At 69.6% G+C, this 17,090-nt stretch carries 18 protein-coding genes; 5 read left to right on the top strand and 13 right to left on the bottom strand.

Annotation, left to right across the window (positions count from 1 at the left end; translation table 11 throughout):
• Window positions 1–52 precede the first annotated feature (52 nt).
• From ACFQMF_RS12975 to ACFQMF_RS12965, 3 genes are all read right to left on the bottom strand, one after another.
• Entirely contained in the window at window positions 53–1,135 is a 1,083-nt protein-coding gene (locus ACFQMF_RS12975) for a type I restriction enzyme HsdR N-terminal domain-containing protein (RefSeq protein ID WP_256408218.1), read from the bottom strand.
• 371 nt (window positions 1,136–1,506) lie between these two features.
• The gene (locus tag ACFQMF_RS12970; RefSeq protein ID WP_256408217.1) at window positions 1,507–2,241 is read right to left on the bottom strand and encodes an MBL fold metallo-hydrolase; all 735 of its coding nucleotides are present in this window, start codon (window positions 2,239–2,241) and stop codon (window positions 1,507–1,509) included.
• A gap of 59 nt (window positions 2,242–2,300) precedes the next feature.
• Complete coding sequence (locus tag ACFQMF_RS12965) at window positions 2,301–2,987, bottom strand: helix-turn-helix domain-containing protein (RefSeq protein WP_256408216.1); 687 nt, start codon at window positions 2,985–2,987, stop codon at window positions 2,301–2,303.
• Window positions 2,988–3,118: 131 nt separating this feature from the next.
• Between ACFQMF_RS12965 and ACFQMF_RS12960 the strand changes: the two genes are divergently transcribed.
• Complete coding sequence (locus ACFQMF_RS12960; protein WP_256408215.1) at window positions 3,119–3,730, top strand: hypothetical protein; 612 nt, start codon at window positions 3,119–3,121, stop codon at window positions 3,728–3,730.
• Between the two features lie 113 nt (window positions 3,731–3,843).
• On the opposite strand, the gene eif1A is transcribed toward ACFQMF_RS12960, so the two are convergent.
• From eif1A to ACFQMF_RS12940, 4 genes are all read right to left on the bottom strand, one after another.
• Window positions 3,844–4,128: a translation initiation factor eIF-1A gene (gene eif1A, locus ACFQMF_RS12955; protein ID WP_092565781.1), complete on the bottom strand. Its 285-nt coding sequence runs from the start codon at window positions 4,126–4,128 to the stop codon at window positions 3,844–3,846.
• 97 nt (window positions 4,129–4,225) lie between these two features.
• Complete coding sequence (locus ACFQMF_RS12950; protein WP_256408214.1) at window positions 4,226–4,903, bottom strand: P-loop nucleotide/nucleoside kinase family protein; 678 nt, start codon at window positions 4,901–4,903, stop codon at window positions 4,226–4,228.
• Window positions 4,904–4,958: 55 nt separating this feature from the next.
• On the bottom strand, window positions 4,959–7,415 hold the full coding sequence (locus tag ACFQMF_RS12945; protein ID WP_256408213.1) for a DUF2309 domain-containing protein: 2,457 nt from the start codon (window positions 7,413–7,415) through the stop codon (window positions 4,959–4,961).
• The gene (locus ACFQMF_RS12940) at window positions 7,405–8,892 is read right to left on the bottom strand and encodes a proton-conducting transporter transmembrane domain-containing protein (RefSeq protein ID WP_256408212.1); all 1,488 of its coding nucleotides are present in this window, start codon (window positions 8,890–8,892) and stop codon (window positions 7,405–7,407) included. The genes ACFQMF_RS12945 and ACFQMF_RS12940 overlap by 11 nt, the downstream gene beginning before the upstream one ends.
• 344 nt (window positions 8,893–9,236) lie before the next feature.
• Between ACFQMF_RS12940 and ACFQMF_RS12935 the strand changes: the two genes are divergently transcribed.
• Window positions 9,237–10,253 (top strand): amidohydrolase family protein, encoded by a 1,017-nt coding sequence (locus tag ACFQMF_RS12935; RefSeq protein WP_256408211.1) that lies wholly within the window; start codon window positions 9,237–9,239, stop codon window positions 10,251–10,253.
• 72 nt (window positions 10,254–10,325) lie between these two features.
• Here the strand turns inward: ACFQMF_RS12935 and ACFQMF_RS12930 are convergent, their stop codons facing one another.
• Window positions 10,326–10,811, bottom strand: a complete 486-nt coding sequence (locus ACFQMF_RS12930) for an Lrp/AsnC family transcriptional regulator (RefSeq protein ID WP_256408210.1) — start codon at window positions 10,809–10,811, stop codon at window positions 10,326–10,328.
• A gap of 138 nt (window positions 10,812–10,949) precedes the next feature.
• Between ACFQMF_RS12930 and ACFQMF_RS12925 the strand changes: the two genes are divergently transcribed.
• Both ACFQMF_RS12925 and ACFQMF_RS12920 read left to right on the top strand, forming a co-directional pair.
• Window positions 10,950–11,084, top strand: a complete 135-nt coding sequence (locus ACFQMF_RS12925; protein WP_256408209.1) for a hypothetical protein — start codon at window positions 10,950–10,952, stop codon at window positions 11,082–11,084.
• A 70-nt stretch (window positions 11,085–11,154) separates the two neighbouring features.
• Window positions 11,155–12,435, top strand: a complete 1,281-nt coding sequence (locus ACFQMF_RS12920) for an outer membrane protein assembly factor BamB family protein (protein WP_256408208.1) — start codon at window positions 11,155–11,157, stop codon at window positions 12,433–12,435.
• 136 nt (window positions 12,436–12,571) lie between these two features.
• Here the strand turns inward: ACFQMF_RS12920 and ndk are convergent, their stop codons facing one another.
• The 4 genes from ndk to rpl7ae are packed head-to-tail and all read right to left on the bottom strand — an operon-like array spanning window position 12,572 to window position 13,837.
• Window positions 12,572–13,051: a nucleoside-diphosphate kinase gene (gene ndk / locus ACFQMF_RS12915; protein WP_256408207.1), complete on the bottom strand. Its 480-nt coding sequence runs from the start codon at window positions 13,049–13,051 to the stop codon at window positions 12,572–12,574.
• Complete coding sequence (locus ACFQMF_RS12910; RefSeq protein ID WP_092565766.1) at window positions 13,052–13,240, bottom strand: 50S ribosomal protein L24e; 189 nt, start codon at window positions 13,238–13,240, stop codon at window positions 13,052–13,054.
• 3 nt (window positions 13,241–13,243) lie between these two features.
• Window positions 13,244–13,468 (bottom strand): 30S ribosomal protein S28e, encoded by a 225-nt coding sequence (locus ACFQMF_RS12905; protein ID WP_004046478.1) that lies wholly within the window; start codon window positions 13,466–13,468, stop codon window positions 13,244–13,246.
• Between the two features lie 6 nt (window positions 13,469–13,474).
• Complete coding sequence (gene rpl7ae, locus ACFQMF_RS12900) at window positions 13,475–13,837, bottom strand: 50S ribosomal protein L7Ae (protein WP_092565764.1); 363 nt, start codon at window positions 13,835–13,837, stop codon at window positions 13,475–13,477.
• A 292-nt stretch (window positions 13,838–14,129) separates the two neighbouring features.
• Between rpl7ae and ACFQMF_RS12895 the strand changes: the two genes are divergently transcribed.
• Window positions 14,130–15,533, top strand: coding sequence for a bifunctional metallophosphatase/5'-nucleotidase (locus ACFQMF_RS12895; RefSeq protein WP_256408206.1), 1,404 nt, complete (start codon window positions 14,130–14,132; stop codon window positions 15,531–15,533).
• 446 nt (window positions 15,534–15,979) lie between these two features.
• Here the strand turns inward: ACFQMF_RS12895 and ACFQMF_RS12890 are convergent, their stop codons facing one another.
• On the bottom strand, window positions 15,980–16,957 hold the full coding sequence (locus ACFQMF_RS12890; RefSeq protein WP_256408205.1) for a tetrahydrofolate dehydrogenase/cyclohydrolase catalytic domain-containing protein: 978 nt from the start codon (window positions 16,955–16,957) through the stop codon (window positions 15,980–15,982).
• Window positions 16,958–17,090 lie beyond the last annotated feature (133 nt).

The raw sequence follows: 17,090 nt of genomic DNA, 5'->3' as shown, positions 1-17,090 counted from the left end.
TTCGATCACTTACGAATTGGCTGTAAAGCTACAGATAGTGTGGCTGAACTTACTACCAACCACCGCCGAACTGAACAGAGCAGTCACACATTTCTACTAAACGACCAATTTCCCTCCGCTTCTGTCCAGAGCTTAGGTTGACTTCAAGATAATATCCTTCAGCAAGTTCCCGAGGTTGCTTCATCTGCTTTCCCTCAAAGCTGTTCTCGTTATGGATGATAGGGCGTGTCCGTCCCGGTATATATGGAAGTGGCTCAAGTTCCGAGATGAGGTTATGATTTCTAAGGAGGTAATCTACAGCCTCAATAAACACGTCGGCCTGTTGTGGCGCGCTGAAGTCGGCAAGCTCGTTCTCCCCATCAAAGAACGTAATCTGATAAGCTCCGTTAGAGTTCGTCTGATCTTTCTCAACTACAACTTGAGGAGATCCTTCTAAATCGTCTCGGTCAGGTAGATCTCCGTCACTATTGATTTCGTTCTCAATATCACCGATTAGACGGTCAATCATTTCCTTTGCTTGAGACTCCGTCTGAGGGGTGATTGTTCCCGAAACCCGTTCAGAGAATAGCTCCGCGACTTCCGTCGCTAAATCATCCTTCTCGCTCTCAAGTGTCGTCCGTGCTTCTCGGAGTTCCTTGATTCGGTTGAGTATCTTCTCCCACTCGTTGTTCTGGATCGCGTCTTTAGTGAATGCTCTCAGAGTGGTAACTCTCTCAGGAAGCCTTTGGAGATCCGTTCTCCCGAGTGTATTCACGTTGACTTTGGTGTCAATCACTTCCCGCCGATAGAACTCGTATTTCTGTCCATTCGTGAGGATACCCAAATTCACGTCTTCGTTCTTGAGATAGGCTTCTAACTGCTCTCTGTGCTTGTCCGTAAGCGACGTGTCTACGCCTTTGGCTTCGAGGAAGGCAACGGGAGTGCCGTCCAGTATCAGGGCGTAATCAACCTTGTAGGTCTTTCCGAAGGCTTTGACAGAGTATTCCAGTTGGGTGTTGTCGGGGATCGTCCAGTCGAGAAGGTCGAGAAAGTCACGTAGAACGGCGGCTTTCGTGTTGGCCTCATCCATTTGTGGGGCCGCCCCGATAGTCGCTTGAGCGTGATCGACGTAGTCTTTCACCGCGTCCTCATCCATAGATGGTTGAGGGTTCAGACGGTTATCATATCAAAGTATTCGATAGGAGGTGGAGAACTCTTTGAACCTTCGTTGACCCTTGCGGCACAAAGGCGCTGTTTTATATTGTGGGGTATCCTGTGTATTAGGTGAGAACCGGTATAGGTCCCATCCTTCAGTTCGCGCCCGAAGATCGCAATTGGGTCTGAGGGCGCTTGTGGAGGCTGAGACGCGGGTTCAATTCTCGCACCCGGACCTTCTGAGGAACGTAGTGATGAAGAAGGACGGAAGGCGGGATTGAATCACGCGAGACGAGCGGAGCGAGTCTCGCTTCGGGTTCGATTCTCGCACCCGGACCGTCTGCGGAACGCCGCTCCCAGACGGCCGTGCGACTAGAACTCGATCCGTTCGCCGTCCTCCGGAACGATCACGCCCTCCGTCTCCGACCGGAGCTCCTCGCGCGAGAGCAGGCAGTGATTGATCGCCTCCATGTGGACCGCGGCGACCGCGGCGTCGGTGGCCTCGCGGACCGCGGCGACGTCGTCGACGCCCATCGTGATCGGCTCCCCGTGGTTGAACCGCGCCGCGCCGGCGTTGAGCACGACCGCGTCGGGGTCGAACCGGTCCAGCGTCTCCGCGACCGGCTCGTACCAGACCGTGTCGCCGGCGACGTACAGCGTCTCGTCGCCCTCGAAGACGAAGCCGGAGACGGGGCCCATCTGCTCGGCCAACTCGCCGTATCCGTGGCGGCCCGGGGTCCGGTGGAGCGTGACGCCCGCGAACGACGCCGCGTCCTCGACGGGGCGCACGTCGGTGAACCCCTCGTCGCGGAACGCCGCCGCCTCCGCGGGCTGACAGAACAGCGGGACGTCCGAGTCCAGCGCCTCCCGCGCCGCGTCGTCGAAGTGGTCGGGGTGGCGGTGGGTGACGATCACCGCGTCGTGCGACGTGTCGACGTCGGGCATCGGGACGAGGGGGTTGCCCCGGTCGTTCGGCGTGTCGTCGATCGGCGGCAGCGTACCTTCCGACGCGAACAGCGGATCGACGAGGAACGTCGTCTCGCCCGCGGTTACGAGGAGCGTGGCGTTGCGGACGAGGGTGACGTCGACGCCTGCGTTCGTGGACATGGCCCCCCTTCGTCGGGCGGGGAGTTGGCGCTTGCGCTCCCGCTCGACGGACGCGCTACCTACCGCTCGAACCGGTCGAAGAGGGCGTTCATCACCGTCGACTCCGCCCGCGAGAGGTGCTCCCACACCGTCGTCGACCCGAGGCCGAGCTCGTCGGCGACGTCCTCGACGCCCACGCCGCCCTCGTGGTCGTAGTAGCCGACCGCGATCGCCGTCGCGAGGACCTCCCGCTGCCTCGGCGTGAGCCCGTCGAGGATGCCCGACGCGGGGAGTCCGGGGGGCCGCTCGATCGACGCCAGCTCGACGTTGCGCGCGAGCTCGACGTCGTTGCCGCCGCGCTCCAGCTCGCGGATCACCGCGGAGAGGTCGTCGTCGGCCTCGATGTACACCGTCCAGCGCTCGATCCCGCCGACGATGGTCGTCCCGGTCCGGTAGTGGATCCCCATCTCGGCGAGCCGCTCGCGGATCCCCTCCCACCCCTCGGTGTCGACGACCACCGCCACGTACGCGTGGTTGCCGGTGACCGGCGAGAGCGGCTCCGCCTCGACGACGTCGTCGGCCGCGCGGAACTCCCGGATGAACGACTCGATCTCCGCGGTCGGGCCGCGGAGCTCCACGATCCGCTTCCGCTCGCTCCCCCGACCGGTCATCGACGAGACGGACCGCATGGTCACCTCCGGGTGGCGGGCGCTCACCTCCGACTCCGGCCCGCCGCGGTGGCGGATCCGAAGGGTCACTTCGCGCATACCGGAGAGGTGACCGTCGAGGTTCAAACGGTTTCCGGGACGCGGACCGGCGAGCGACTCCGAGGCGCGCCGCGGCGCCCGCCCCGACGCTGCCACGGGCTTATCAGCGCGCGCCGCCAATCGCCGATCGAATGCCCGACGACCCCTCCGACGACGGGCACGAGACCGAGCCGCCGCCGGACGACGACGGCGAGCTGACGGCGTCGCTCGGCGACGAGCGCGAGCGGACGGATCCGATCGACCGGACCGCAGACGAGACGGGCGCCGTCGACGACGAGGTGCAGCGTCGCCTCCGGGAGGCGTACCTCAACGACGAGGAGAGCGTCCTCGTCGTGACCGGCGTGCGGTCGACGGAGCGTCACGTCGTCGTGGAGTTCCGGCCGCCGCACGGGGGATCGACCCACGTCGAGCGGTTCCGGGCCCCGCGGGACGGGTCGCTCGCGGAGTCCGAGGCGTTCCTCGCGTTCCTCGACGCCGCGGGCGTGTCGCCGCTCGACGTCGACGAGCTGGCCGGGACGCGGGTCCCCGCGACGTACGACCCCGACGAGGGGTGGCGGCTCGACGAGGCGTACGTCGGGGGACGCGGCGACGGAGACGAGGACGACGCCGCGGGGGCAGGGCTCTCGGCGCGGTGGAACCGGACCGCCGAGTGGCTCTGGACCTACCGCTACTGGCTGGTCGCGGTCCTGCTCGTCGGCGGCGAGCTGCTGTTCGTGGCCGTGATCATCCTGCTGTTCGCCTGAGACGCGGGCCGCGTCGCGGCCGCGAGCGGCGAGGACGATCGGGAGAGATGTGGGCACGCCCGCGGCAGACGTCCAGAAGGGCCGTGAGAAGCGTCGTGACCGCTCGAACGCGACTACTGAATGTGGCCTTCGCGCCGCAGCTGGTCGGCCTCGTCGTCCTCGTACCGCCACTCGACGTTCGCCTTCTCGTCCTGCCAGTCCCACGGCTCCGCGAGCACGACGTCGCCCTCGCTGATCCACGTGCGGTACTTCATGCGGCCGGGGATCCGGCCCAGTCGCGTCTCGCCGTCGACGCAGCGCAGGCGGACGTGATTCCCGCCGAGGTGCTCTGTCACCACGGCGAACACTTCGTCGTCCGAGGGCATTCGGAGGTTCCGACGCCCGGATTCTTCGCTCATACACTCCGTAGTGCGTTCGGCGGTATAAGTGGTAGGAGATACGTGTGCGCGTTTGTCGTGCGGATCGATGGCACGCACCGAAGCCGGCGACCGCGGCTCACGCGTCGCCGTCGATGTCGACTCCATCGTCGTCGCCGTCGGCACCATCGCTATCGCCGTCGACCCCACGGCCGAACGCGGCGTCGACCTGCGCGAACGTCGCCGCCTCGGTGCCCGAGTTGTCGACGACCACGTGCTCGGTCTCGATCCGGTCGAAGGCGTCCTTGAAGTGGAGGTAGACCTCGAAGTCGGCGTCGCTGATCCCGTCGCGGCGCCCGATCCGGCGCTCGACGACCGACTCGTCGCACTCGACCGCCACGAGGTCGAACGAGCCGGCCGCCCGCTCGCCCATCTCGCGGGCGTCCGCGCGGAAGCCCGCGTCGGCGAAGGTGGCGTCGAGGACGACGGCGTCCCCGTCGGCGACGCGCTCGCGGGCCCGGTCGATCAGCGCCGCGTACACCGCCTCCGTCTCGGCGTCGGTGTAGGCCGGATCGTCGAACAGCTCCTTGCGGATCACGTCCGTGCGGAGGACCTCGGCGTCGAGGTGGGCGGCCACGCGCTCGGCCACCGTCGTCTTGCCGACTCCGGGGAGCCCGCAGACGACCGCCAGTCGGCCGCGCGACGCGTCGCCGTCGGCGGTCGCGGCCGACGGCGTCCGCTCGCCCCCGCCCGCCGCCTCGCGGTTCCCGGTCGACGGTTCGGCTCGGTCCGGCGCTCGACCGCCTCGGTCGCTCATCTGTCGCTACGCACCGGTGTGAGCCAAAAGAAGCTTCCGCATCCGCGGGTCCGAGTCAGTCGTCCTCGGCCACCGGCGTGGTCAGCGTCGCCTCCCGAGCCCCGACCCGGTCGAACGACGGCGTCCATTCGAGGCCCTCGTCGTAGCGGAACGCGCGGTGGTCCCGCGTGGGGTCCACGACCGTGAGCGAGAGCCAGTCGTTGTCGAGCAGTCGGACGAGTTCCTCGTGGTCGGCCAGCACCTCGGCGACGCGGTCGACCGGGGCGTGGACGACCGTCGAGAGGCGGAGCGGCTGGTGGTACGGTTCGCCGTCGGCCGCCGCGAGCGACTGGAGCGGGAGCCCCGTCATCAGATCCCCGCCGTTGCCCTGGTAGACGCCGACGTTTCCGACCGGGTTGTGGGTCACCTTCGACCCGCTGCCGTACACGGCGTTATCGACCGTCGAGAAGTAGTACTGCGCGTTGATCCACTGCGTGACGACCATCGGTCCGGCGAGGATCGCTTCGAGCGCGTCGCCCTCGGGGTCGGTCGACCAGTCGTACGAGTGGAGGAACGCGCGCCCGTCGAGGTCGAGATCGCTCGTCAGGTCCCGGGGGCCGACGACGAACCCGGCGTTGCCGGCCAACCCCCACTCGGGGCGCGTCTCGGCCCAGTCGCCCGCGCGGCGCTCCGCCTCGCGCGCGCCGGCGGAACCGCCCGCGGCCGCCGAACCCGCTCCGCTCGTCGACCCGATCCGCTCGGCGGCGGCGTTCTCGCGGGCGGTGTCGAGGCCCGCGCGCAGCCGGTCGAGGTCGTCCGCGTGCGAGTCGGGCACCCCGCCGTCGTACAGCTCGATCTCGTCGGTCGTCGTGTTGTGCTCGGCGGCGAGGAAGACGGTGTCTTCGGGCACGTCAATTCCGCGGTCGCGCAGGCCCGCCCGGACTTCGTCGTCGTTGCAGACAGCCGCGAGCACGCGGGCGCTCGGGCCGCCGGGGTTGCCGGCGCAGGCGCCGCAGTCCAGGCTGGAGTCGTACGGGTTGTTCGCCGTTTCGGCGGCGTGACCGGTAAACACGACGAGGCGAGCGAACTCCTCCCACCCCATCAGCTCGAAGGCGGTCGCGGCGTACTCGACACGCTCCTCAAGAGTCAGCCCCGCCGGGAGTTCGCCCGCGGACGCGTCCCGACCGCGGATCCCCGGCGCGCAGAACTCGTGGTCGTCGGGCACCGCGTCGTCGGCGGCGTCGAGCAGGTCGGCGACCCGGTCGGGAACGAGCGTGCGGGCCGCGAGCGCCAGCCCGTAGCCGCCGCCGGCGCCCTCGACGAAGCTGAACGCGGTGGCCGGGTTCGATTTCAACGCCTCGATGACCTCGCCGGCCGCCTCGCGGAGGCCCGCCCGCCGGTCGCGTTCGGCCCGCGTCTCGCCGTCGGTCGGGACCTCGGAGATCCGGTGTTTCGCCTCGACGATCGGGGGACAGGTTTCGACCGTCACCTCGCTGTCGTAGCCCCGGTACTCCATCGGAACGCCGAAGAACCCGGCGTAGCCGTGGGTCTCGTACGCCCCGGCGGCCTCGACGTGACGGCGTATGACCTCGGAGCGCGTGTCGATACAGAACACCAGCTGCGCGTCCGGACGCCCGGGCTCGTCGCCGTCAATCTGGGCCTCGGCCTCGCTCTCCGCGGCCACTCGGTCGACGAGTTCGGCGCGGTAGCTCGCCTCCCACGCGCTCAGGAACGCGTCGGCGATCTCGTCGGTCGCGTCCGGTTCCGACCCGTCCGCGTCGGCGGGCGGCGAGAGGTCGACGTCGAAGGCGTCCGCCAGCGCGAGACGGGCCGCGAGGTAGCCTTCGAGGGTGATCGGGTAGGCGGACTGCCACGCGTCCCCGTCGGCGGCGCGGCGCTTGATCAGCCCGGTCCACCCGGGCAGGGCGGCGAACTCCCGCTCGAAGATCGCCCGCCACCGCTCCTCCGGGTACGGCCTCATCACGGACTCGACGGCCTCCACCGGCGACGCCGGGAGGTCGGCGACGACTCCCGTCTCCGGGATCCGGTCGTCGTGCGCCGCCACCGAGCGGAAGGCGTCGTAGAACCCCGCCTCGCGGTTCGGCATCGACCACCCCGCCCGTCCCTCGTCGAGGAAGGCGGACAGCCACTTCGTCAGCACCCGGTCGACGCGTTCGACGCCGCGGGGATTGCTCGCCGCGTCGGCGGCGCTCCCGCGCTCCGCCGCGTCGGCGGCCGCTTCCAACCGGTCCAGCAGGGCCTCCGGATCGCCGTCGAGCCCCCGGGCCGCCAGTTCCGCGTCGAGCGACTCCCGGTCGATCCGCCCGTCGGCGACGGCCGCCCGGAACGTCTCCGCCCGCGGGTAGCCGCGGCCGCCGAAGCGGTCCGCCGCCCGGGAGACGGCCTCGACGAACGGGACGTCCTCGAAGCCGGAGAGCGGGTTGGCGGTCACGAACGAGTGGATCGGCCAGACCGACCCGACGGTGCTCGCCGCGTCGTCGACGCGATCGCGGACGGCGCGTTCAGTACTCATCGTACTCCTCCCTGGCGGTTAACACGGTGTTCGGCGCGGGCTGTCCGGCGTTCAACAGCGCGACGTAGAGGCGCTCGCTCCGGCGGTAGACGCCGGTCTCGATCGCGACGTACGCGGCGAGGAACGCGACGGCGACCAGCGCGTGGAGGGCGCTTAGTTCGGTCGCGGCGGAGACCACCGGGAGCCCGGCGAGCGCGACGGAGACGGCCTCGTAGACGAGCGCGTAGCCGGCGATGGCGGGGAAGAACAACAGCGGGACCGCGGCGTACCGGGCCGCGGCCGACAGCCCGGTCTGCCGGGCTGCGCTCCGGGCCCCGTGCAGCGTGGTGAGCGTGACGACGGCGGCGAGGAGGAGCCCGCTGTCGAGGGCGGTCCCCTTCCCGGTGAGGACCGCGAACAGCGCGCCGCCGGCGAGGCCGGTCGCCAGCACGACGACCGCTCCCGCGGCGCTCGTCCCGGGCGTGCGGTCCGCCTCCGTCGGAACGGTGTGCTCGACCTCCTCGCCCGCGCTGAGGAAGTGGTACGCCTTGTAGAAGCCGTGGAGGATCAGGTGCGCGATCGCGGCGCCGAAGAAGCCGAGACCGGCCTGCATGATCATGAACCCCATCTGTCCGACCGTTGAGCAGCCCAGTTCGCCCTTGACGTCCGACTGGACCGTCTTGAGGAGCTTCCCGAACAGGGCGCTCGTCGCGCCGACGACCACGACGCCGAGCATGAGCGCGGCGTCGGCGGTCACGACGGGAGCGAAGCGGATCAGGAGGACGCCGCCGGCGTTGACGAACCCGGCGTGCATCAGCGCCGACGCCGGCGTCGGGGCGGTCATCGACGAGAGCAGCCAGCCGTGGAACGGGACGAGCGCGGACTGGATCATCGCCGCGAGCACGAGCGCGGCCGCGGCGACGAGCCACGCGACGCCGCCGACGCCGTCCGCGGTCGCGGCGACGCCCGACACCGTCGTCGCCCCCGTCGTCCGCCACAGGGTCGTCGCCGCGACGGCGAGGAGCGCGCCGCTCGCGAGGAAGTGTCTGCGGGCGACCGTCGCGGCCGCACGCGCCTGCCGCCACCCGTCGTCGAGACCGATCAGCTCGGCCATCGCGAGCCCCATCGCCAGCCACAGGGCGGTGAACAGAGCGAGGTGATCGGCGGCCACGAGCCCCATCACGACGACGGTGAAGCCGAACACCCCGACGAAGAAGCGCGTCTCGCGGGCGTTCCCCGCCATGTAGCGGCGCGAGTAGCTGTGAACGACGCCGCTGAAAAACGTCACCACCACCCACAGCAGGACGGTCAGGCCGTCCACGGCGACCAGACCGGGGACCTCCCACGCCCCGTCGAGTCGGAGGCGGGCGACGAGGGCGACGACGCTCGCGGCGAACAGCGACCACGCGAGCCGCGTCAGCGCGGCGGGTACGGGCGAAGAGGCGGTCGTCGCCTCCGGAAGCGGTCCGACCGTCGGCTTCTGGGTGCGTCCTGACATCGTTGAGTCGTCCGACGACCCGTCTCGGTGACCGAGGCGCGCTCGGGTCCGTTTCTGGTCGTTCTTCACCCGTATTGAGAACAGAACGTCTATTAAATCTATCTAACTTCACAAATCGTTCGAAAATTATGCATGATAGAACGTTATATTTTCGTCCGGTGGCGGGACGCTCGACCGCCGGGATCGGCCGAGAGCCGGTCGACGGCGCCCGTCGACGCGGTCGGCGCCGCTCGTCGATCGGTGACGGGAGGGGAGTCGCTCCGTCTCGGGACGGAGCCGGACGACCGGACCGCTCGACGCCCGGCCGTAGGAAAACATATCGTTCTCGGCCCCGCGGTCCCGGTATGGACGAACTCTCCGGAACCGTTCTCGCGGGGCGGTCGTTCGAGCCGATCCGCGGCCGCGTCGTCGTCGCGGACGGTCGGATCGAGGCCGTCGAGGAGGCGGACACGGCGTCGACGGACATCGTGCTGCCGGCGTTCGTCAACGCCCACACGCACATCGGCGACTCCGTGGCGAAGGAGGCGGCCGTGGGGCTGTCGCTCGACGACGCCGTCGCCCCGCCGGACAGCGTGAAACACCGGCGGCTGGCGGCCGCGGACCGGGCCGACCTCGTGTCGGCGATGCGCCGCACGCTGCGGTTCATGGAGCGGACCGGCACGCTCTCGTGTCTGGACTTTCGGGAGTTCGGGGTGGACGGGGCGCGCGCGCTCCGCGACGCGGCGGCGCCCGTGGACGTGGACGCGTTCGTCTTCGGCAGCGGTGGCCGGTCCGTCCTCGACGTCGCCGACGGCTACGGCGCCTCCGGAGCGAACGACGGCGACTTCACCGACCAGCGCGCCGCGTGCGAGGAGCGCGGCCTCCCGTTCGCCATCCACGCCGGCGAACCGGACGCGACCGACATCCACCCGGCGCTCGACCTCGACCCGGACCTCCTGATACACATGGTTCACGCGGAGCGAGACCACCTCGAACGGGTCGCCGAGCGGTCCGTTCCGGTCGCGGTCTGTCCGCGGGCGAACGCCGTCCTCGACGTCGGCGACCCGCCGATACGGGAACTGCTCGATCACACGACGGTCGCGCTCGGGACCGACAACGCGATGCTGAACCCCCCGTCGATGTTCCGGGAGATGTCGTTCGCGGCGAAGCGGTTCGACGCGACCGCGCGCGAGGTGTTGCGGATGGCGACCGCGGCCGGCGCCGAGGCCGTCGGGCTCGACCGCGGCGTCATCGCCCCCGGTCGGCCGGCCGCGCTGCTCGTGCTCGACGGGGACTCGGACAATCTGACGGGGACGGCCGACCCGGTGCGCGCGGTGGTTCGACGCGCGACCGCGCTGGACGTCAAACGAGTCATCGCTTAGGAAACGAGTCTTCGCTCAGGAGGCGAGTCATCGCTCGGGAAACGAGTCTTCGCTCAGGAAGCGAGTCCTCGCTCAGGAGTCGTCCGGCGCGCGGGTCCCCGAGTCGAACTTGCCGAACGGCGTCGTCTCGTGGGTCCGCACGAGCACCTCGTCGGCGACGGTGAGCCCCATGTCGAGGAGGGCCTGCGCGACCGGGGTGATGTCGCCGTCCGTCTTCCCGACCGCGGTCACGAGCAGGTTCTGCTCGCCGGTGACCAGCTCCTGAACCGAGACGACGCCGTCTATCTCCAAGATGTCGGCGACGATGTCCCCGCGCTCGGGGATCGAGGCGGTACAGTACAGCAGCATTCGGAGCGGGTACCCCGAGCGCTGGTAATCGACGCTGGCGCTGTACCCCTTGATCACGCCGTCGGACTCGAGTCGCCGGATGCGTTTGCGGACGGTGCTGTCCGAGGTCCCGGTCCGCTCCGCGATGTCCCCGGACGACGCGTTCCGGGCGTCCTCCTGAAGCGCGTACAGGATCGCCTCGTCGACGTCGTCGATCTCGGCGTCGGTCATGTCGGTCCATCCGTGGCACCGCCACTTTACTTTTTAACGTCTCTCGGGCGTTCGCCGCGAGTCATCGGAGGTCCGGGCGCCTCTCCCGGCGCGCTCGCGAGCGAAGCGTTCAAATCCCGTCGCGCCGACGCCGATCCCATGCGAAACATCGAACAGATGACGCTGGACGAGGACGAGGAGGTGCTCGCGCCCGCGGTGGTCGTGGCCACGATGGCGCTGCTCGCGGTCTTCGCCCTCGGGTTCGTCGTCTCGGCGATCGGACTCGTGCTCTGACCGGCGTCGGCGACGCGGGATCGGCCCGCATCCGACAGTCGTATGCCCGCGTCGACCGAACGGGTCGCCAATGGACCGACGCGTCCTCTTCGCGAGCCTGATCCTCCTCGCCGGCGGCGCGACCGGCGTCGGGGTCGCCCTCTTCGCGTTCGTCGGGGTCGACGGCGGCGCGGTCGACGCCGAGATCGTCTGGGAGACGGAGCCCGTCCCCGGCGACGACGGGAGCGGCGCGGTCGTCGCCGAGACGGCCGGCGACTCGGTCGTCGTCCAGTCGACGACCGCCGGCGGCGAGCGGGTCGTCCGGGCGACCGCGGTCGGCGGCGACGTCGCGTGGCGGACCCCCGTATCGGCGATCGCCGCCGGCGACCTCGCCGGCGAGGGCGGCGGTGCCGGAGCCGACGACGGCGGGTCCGAAACCGCTGACGGCGACCCGGCCGGGATCAGCGGCCTCGTCTCCGCGACCGTCGGCGGCGATCCGGTCGTCGCGTTCACGACGGACGCGGGCGAGCTCGTCGCGCTCGACGCGAGAGACGGCTCGGCTCGGTTCGCCGTCGACCTCAGGGGGCCGAGCGGGCTCCGCCCGTCGGTCGGCGACCTCGACGGCGACGGCGACGCGGAGGTCGCCGCGGCCGCGACCGACGGCACCGTCCTCGCCGTCGACGCGGCCGGCGACCCCGTCTTCGAGACGGACCTCGGCGTGACGGTCGACCGACGCCCGCTGATCGCCGACTTCGAGGCCAACGGGGGAACGGGAACCGGGGATCCCCGCGGCGTCGCGGTCGCGACCGTCGGCGAGAGCGAGACGACGGTCCGGCTGCTCGACGCGGACGGCGACGCGCGGTGGACCGAGACGCCCGCGGTCACGCCGCTGACGTGGACCGCGGTCGACACGCCGGACGGCCCGGCGCTCGCGCTCGGCGGGACGAACGGGAACCTCCAGACGATCGACCTCGCCGACGGCTCCGGGCGGTTCGAGGTCGGGCTCCAGGACCTCCCCGTGACGGTCGGCGACGCGAGTCCCGGTCGGATCTACGTCGGCGGGGCGGGCAGCGTCTGGGCGGTCGACCTCCGCGACGGTGAGGTGGCCTGGAAACAGCAGTACGGCGGTGAGACCCGCGTGAACGCCCCGCGCGTCGCGGCCGTCACCGAGACCGACGAACGCGGCCCCGTCGCGGTGAACCGCGCCGGCGACGTGCTCGCGCTGAACGCCAACGGCGAGGCGGTCGCGCAGGGCGACGCCGGCGACGCCGTGGTGTACGCGGGGCCGCTGTTCGCGGACGCGACGGGCGACGGGAGCGACGAGGTGCTCGTCGTCACCGCCGACGGCCGCGTGCTCGCGCTCGACGACTGAGCGGCGGTTTATCAACCGTGCTGACGGGAAACCGCCGGACGTCGTCGTATCGGCGACGGTCTTTCACCGGAAGCGCGGTGTGTCGGCGGCGCTGGCGCTCTCGGCGTCGAGAGCGGCGAAACGGCGGTCCGCGGCCTCAGTGCCGTTCGTCCTCGTACACCCACGCGGCGGTGTCGAGGTCGTAGTCGACGAGCTCGTCCTCGTCGAAGAAGAGGTCGATCTCGCGCTCGTTGGCGCCCTCGTCCTCGTGGTCCGACGCGTGGATCACGTTGTGGCCGAGGTCGAGGCCGTAGTCGCCGCGGATCGTGCCCGGGGCGGACTCGGCGGGATCGGTCTCGCCGACCATCGCGCGGACCTGTCGGGTCGCGTCCGCGCCCTCCCACACCATCGCGAAGACGGGGCCGGAGGTGATGAAGTCGACGAGGCCGTCGAAGAACGGCTTCCCCTCGTGTTCACCGTAGTGCTCGTGGGCGAGCTCCTCGTCGATCCGCACGAACTTGCCGCCGACGAGCTTCAGGCCGCGCTCCTCGAAGCGGGAGACGATCTCGCCGATGAGACCGCGCTGGACGCCGTCCGGCTTCACCATCACGAAGGTGCGCTCGTCGTGGTGGCTCATCTACTCGCCACCGTGGTCGCGGCCCTCCTCGGTCCATTCGAGGTCGCGCGCCTCGCGGCCGAGGAAGTAGTTCTTCTCCGCCTTCGAGTCGACGAAGTGGAGGATCTGTCCGTCCTTCTTGACGTACATCGTGCCCGTGCCGGGCTCGATCTCCTCGCCGGTGTAGTCGCAGGTGCGTGTCTCGACCATTGGTTATCGCCCTCCGATGGAGTCCGCGTCGCGCTGGGTCTCCCGGAGCTGGAGCACGTCGCCCATGCGGACGGGGCCCAGGACGTTCCGGGTGATGATCCGGCCCTGGTTCGATCCCTCCTGGATGCGGCATTTGACCTGCATGGCCTCGCCGTGCATCCCGGTCTTGCCGACGACCTCGATCACCTCGGCGGTGGTCGAGTCGCCGGTGCCCTCTTCTGCGCTCATGGGTGGTTATCGGAGCTCCGCGACCTTCTCGCCGATGTCCTCGACGTCGTCCTCGGCGTCGCCGGCGTCGACGACGGCGGCGGCGGCCGAGCCGACCTCGAGGCCGGCGGCGTGGCCGACGTCGTCCTGCGTGTCGACGAAGACGACCGGGATCCCCTTCTCGTCGGCGAGTTCGGGGAGGTGCATGACGATCTCCTCGGGGGAGACGTCCTCCGCGACGATGACGAGGTCGGCGTTGCCGCGCTCGACGGCCTTGGTGGTCTCGTTGGTTCCTTTCTTCACGGTGCCTGTGTCTCGGGCGACCTCGAGCGCTTCGAGCGATCGCTCGGCGAGGTCGGCCGGGGTTTCGTAGTCTACGTAAACGGGCATATGTTGTTCACCTATCCTCCGTGCAGGCTCGCGTGTCCGTCCCGTGGTCGGTCCCTAACGGAACGGCACATCATCGACCCCACAGAGGCTGTGACCCGAGGTAGTCCGGACATCCATAAAAGCGCTTTCAATGTCCCCCGGGTGTGCGATCGGGAGCCACGGGGGTCGGCGCCCCCCTCAGCCACGTCCTCCCCGACGGATCCCCCGTATTGACGCGCCAGGGCTCGCCGGACGGAACTCGCCCGAACTCCGCGCTTTTTAAGCGTCGCTCGCCCCTCGACTCGCGTATCGAATGGTCCGTCTCGTTCACTACTCAGACATCGAGAACGTCTTCGACGCCCCCGAGCGGGCGGCCCGCCTCGCCGGCCGGATCCGGGCGCTCTCCGGCCCCGACGCCGCGGTCGTCGCCACCGGCGACACGACCGCGCCGGGCGTCCTCTCGCTGGTCGCGAGCGGGCGTCAGGTCGTCGACTTCTACGAGGCCACCGACACCGCCCTCGACACGTTCGGGAACCACGAGTTCGACTACGGGCCGGACGCGCTCCGCGGGCTCGTCGCCGAGGCGCCCGCGACGTTCGTCTCCGCGAACGTCCGCGACGAGGCCGGCGACCCCTTCGGCCGCGACGAGGGCGTCGTCCCGTGGGCGACCCGCGAGGTCGACGGGGCCACGGTCGGGTTCGTCGGCGTCACCGACCCCGCCACCGACTCGCTGAATCCGATGGCCGCCGACCTCTCCTTCGACGACCCCCTCGACGCGGCGCGCGACGCGCTCGCCGCGATGCGGACCGCGGTCGCCGAGGAGGGTGAGAGCCTCGATCACGCCGTGGTCCTCTCGCACCTCGGCGCGGGCGACGACGACCTCGCACGGGGGCTCGACGTCGACGCGATCCTCGGCGGCCACGTCCACAGCCGGCGCAACGAGGTCGTCGCCGGGACGCGGCTCGTCCGCCCCGGCGTCAACGGCGAGGCGGTCGCCGAGGTCGACCTGGGTCCCGCGGTCCCCGAGGCGACCCTCCACGAGCCGGACGGCGCGACGCCCGCCCCCGGGCTGGCCGACGCGCTCGCGGAGCGCATGGCCGCGGCCGACCTCGACGAGACCGTCGACGTCGTCGACCGGCCGATCGAGCGCACGGGCGACGTGGTCCACGGCGGCGAGTGCCGGGTCGGGAACTTCGTCGCGGACGCGTTCCGCTGGGCCCACGACGCCGACGTGGGGCTGTCGAACGCCGGCGGGCTCCGACAGGGCGACCCGTGGACCGGCGAGGTGACGAAGGCCGACCTGATCAGCCTGATCCCGTTCGAGGAGCCCGTGGCGCTCGCGTCGGTCACCGGCGCGGAGCTCTTCGAGATATTCCGCGAGATGGCCGCGCCCGACGTCGACTTCGGCGAGGAGGACTGGTGGCACGGCCACGTCTCCAACGCCCGCGTCGTCTGGGACGCCGACGCCGAGCTGATCCTGGAGGCGACCGTCGGCGGCGAGCCGATCGACCCCGAGGCGCGCTACACCGTCGCGGTCTCCGAGTACCTGCTCCACTCCGAACACGAGTACCCGACGCTCGGACAGCGGCACCGGATCGACGAGGCCGACATCCAGTACGAGGTGCTCGCCGCCTACGCCCGCGAGCACGGGATCGACCCCGAGATCGAGGGTCGCATCGAGATCCGGAACCGCGCCGTCGCGAGCGACGACGACTGACGAGACCGCGAAGAGGACCGCCTGTTTACAAACGGACGCGGTGGCGCGTGCCTGCGAGGCCGCCTCGCGGCCGAGCAGCACGCGCGAGGGAGTCGGGCGGCCGGAGCGAAGCGGAGGCCGGCAGACGAGGCTGGGGAGGCGTGAGGTGCAGTCGCTGTGCGGTAGGGGTGGGACTCAAAGGGGCTGTCGCGAGGCGGGGGCAGGCGACACAAGCACCGAAACGAGGGAGCGTAAGCGACTGAGTGAGGAGCGCAGCGAGCGTGCGCCCGCCTCGCGACAGGGGCTTTGAAGATGTTCTCCGCCGACACACGACCAGCTATTAATCGACCAACAGGGACCTTGGAGGAGTTCTTAGCCAGTTCGTTATCGATCGTTCCAGGCCAGCCGTTCAAGCGATCGGGAGTACCGAACACAACGGAACCGACCGAGTCCGCAACGTTCCGAACTCAGTCCAGGTTCACGTCGACGTCGTACTGGAGTCCGGCCGCCTTCACCGTGTTGTACAACAGCATGGCGCGGGTCATCGGCCCCACCCCACCGGGAACCGGGGTGATGGCTCCCGCGACCCCCCTCGCGGACTCGTACTCGACGTCCCCCACGAGCTCGTACCCCTTCTCGGTGTCCGCGTCGACCCGATTTATGCCCACGTCGATGACCGTCGCGCCGTCCTTCAGCATCGAGCCGTCGACGAACTCCGGGATCCCCGCCGCGGCGACCACGACGTCCGCCTCCGCGAGCTTCCCCGCCAGGTCCTCGGTCCGGGAGTGGCAGACGGTCGTGGTGGCGTTGCCCGTCGGCGACTTCTGGATCAGGAGGTTCGCCATCGGCTTCCCGACGATGTCGGAGCGCCCGACGACGACCGCGTCCGCGCCCTCGGTCTCCACGTCGTACGCCGCGAGGAGCTTCTGGACGCCGTGGGGGGTGCAGGGCTTGAACCGGGCGTCGCCCGCGACGAGCCGACCGACGTTCTCCGGGTGGAAGCCGTCCACGTCCTTCTCCGGGTCGATCCGCCGGAGGACGCTCCGCTTGTCGACGTGGTCCGGAACGGGAAGCTGGACTAAGATGCCGTGGACATCGTCACGGTCGTTGAGGTCGTCGATGGCGTCGTACAGCTCGTCTGCGGGCGCGTCGGCGTCGATCTCGACGTGGACGCTCTCGATGCCGACCTCCTCGCAGTCGCGCTGTTTCATCGAGACGTACGTCTCGCTGGCCGGGTCGTCGCTCATCAGCACGGTGGCGAGTCCCGGAGTCACGCCGGCGTCCTCCAGCGTCTCGACGTGCGTGGTCACGTCGGCGCGCACGTCGGCCGCGACGGCCTCGCCGTCGATGACCGTCGTCGCGTCCGCGTCGTCCGCGCCACCCGGGTCTGCCGCGTCGCCCGCGTCGCCGGGGTCGTCGTCCGGCCCGTCGGTTGTCTCCGTCATACCGGGACCGAGAGCGAGCCGATACAAAAGCGGCGCGGGATCGTGTCGATCTCGGCGGACGGACGACCGTATCTATACACGAATTTGTGTGTTCCCGGAGTCGGCCGTTCACCTCGACGATTTAAGATGTTTG

The sequence above is a fragment of the Halorubrum rutilum genome, assembly GCF_042665015.1.
GTDB lineage: Archaea > Halobacteriota > Halobacteria > Halobacteriales > Haloferacaceae > Halorubrum > Halorubrum rutilum.
The sequence above is the reverse complement of the archived record's forward strand: the minus strand, read 5'-3'. Positions and strand labels throughout refer to the sequence as shown.

Coding starts and splice junctions, on each gene's coding strand:
- ACFQMF_RS12940 (WP_256408212.1), bottom strand. CDS start 8,892: ATGTCAGGACGCACCCAGAAGCCGACGGTCGGACCGCTTCCGGAGGCG.
- ndk (WP_256408207.1), bottom strand. CDS start 13,051: ATGAGCCACCACGACGAGCGCACCTTCGTGATGGTGAAGCCGGACGGC.
- ACFQMF_RS12945 (WP_256408213.1), bottom strand. CDS start 7,415: ATGAGTACTGAACGCGCCGTCCGCGATCGCGTCGACGACGCGGCGAGC.
- ACFQMF_RS12910 (WP_092565766.1), bottom strand. CDS start 13,240: ATGGTCGAGACACGCACCTGCGACTACACCGGCGAGGAGATCGAGCCC.
- ACFQMF_RS12920 (WP_256408208.1), top strand. CDS start 11,155: ATGGACCGACGCGTCCTCTTCGCGAGCCTGATCCTCCTCGCCGGCGGC.
- ACFQMF_RS12930 (WP_256408210.1), bottom strand. CDS start 10,811: ATGACCGACGCCGAGATCGACGACGTCGACGAGGCGATCCTGTACGCG.
- ACFQMF_RS12950 (WP_256408214.1), bottom strand. CDS start 4,903: ATGAGCGACCGAGGCGGTCGAGCGCCGGACCGAGCCGAACCGTCGACC.
- rpl7ae (WP_092565764.1), bottom strand. CDS start 13,837: ATGCCCGTTTACGTAGACTACGAAACCCCGGCCGACCTCGCCGAGCGA.
- ACFQMF_RS12965 (WP_256408216.1), bottom strand. CDS start 2,987: ATGCGCGAAGTGACCCTTCGGATCCGCCACCGCGGCGGGCCGGAGTCG.
- eif1A (WP_092565781.1), bottom strand. CDS start 4,128: ATGAGCGAAGAATCCGGGCGTCGGAACCTCCGAATGCCCTCGGACGAC.
- ACFQMF_RS12975 (WP_256408218.1), bottom strand. CDS start 1,135: ATGGATGAGGACGCGGTGAAAGACTACGTCGATCACGCTCAAGCGACT.
- ACFQMF_RS12895 (WP_256408206.1), top strand. CDS start 14,130: ATGGTCCGTCTCGTTCACTACTCAGACATCGAGAACGTCTTCGACGCC.
- ACFQMF_RS12890 (WP_256408205.1), bottom strand. CDS start 16,957: ATGACGGAGACAACCGACGGGCCGGACGACGACCCCGGCGACGCGGGC.
- ACFQMF_RS12925 (WP_256408209.1), top strand. CDS start 10,950: ATGCGAAACATCGAACAGATGACGCTGGACGAGGACGAGGAGGTGCTC.
- ACFQMF_RS12970 (WP_256408217.1), bottom strand. CDS start 2,241: ATGTCCACGAACGCAGGCGTCGACGTCACCCTCGTCCGCAACGCCACG.
- ACFQMF_RS12905 (WP_004046478.1), bottom strand. CDS start 13,468: ATGAGCGCAGAAGAGGGCACCGGCGACTCGACCACCGCCGAGGTGATC.
- ACFQMF_RS12960 (WP_256408215.1), top strand. CDS start 3,119: ATGCCCGACGACCCCTCCGACGACGGGCACGAGACCGAGCCGCCGCCG.
- ACFQMF_RS12935 (WP_256408211.1), top strand. CDS start 9,237: ATGGACGAACTCTCCGGAACCGTTCTCGCGGGGCGGTCGTTCGAGCCG.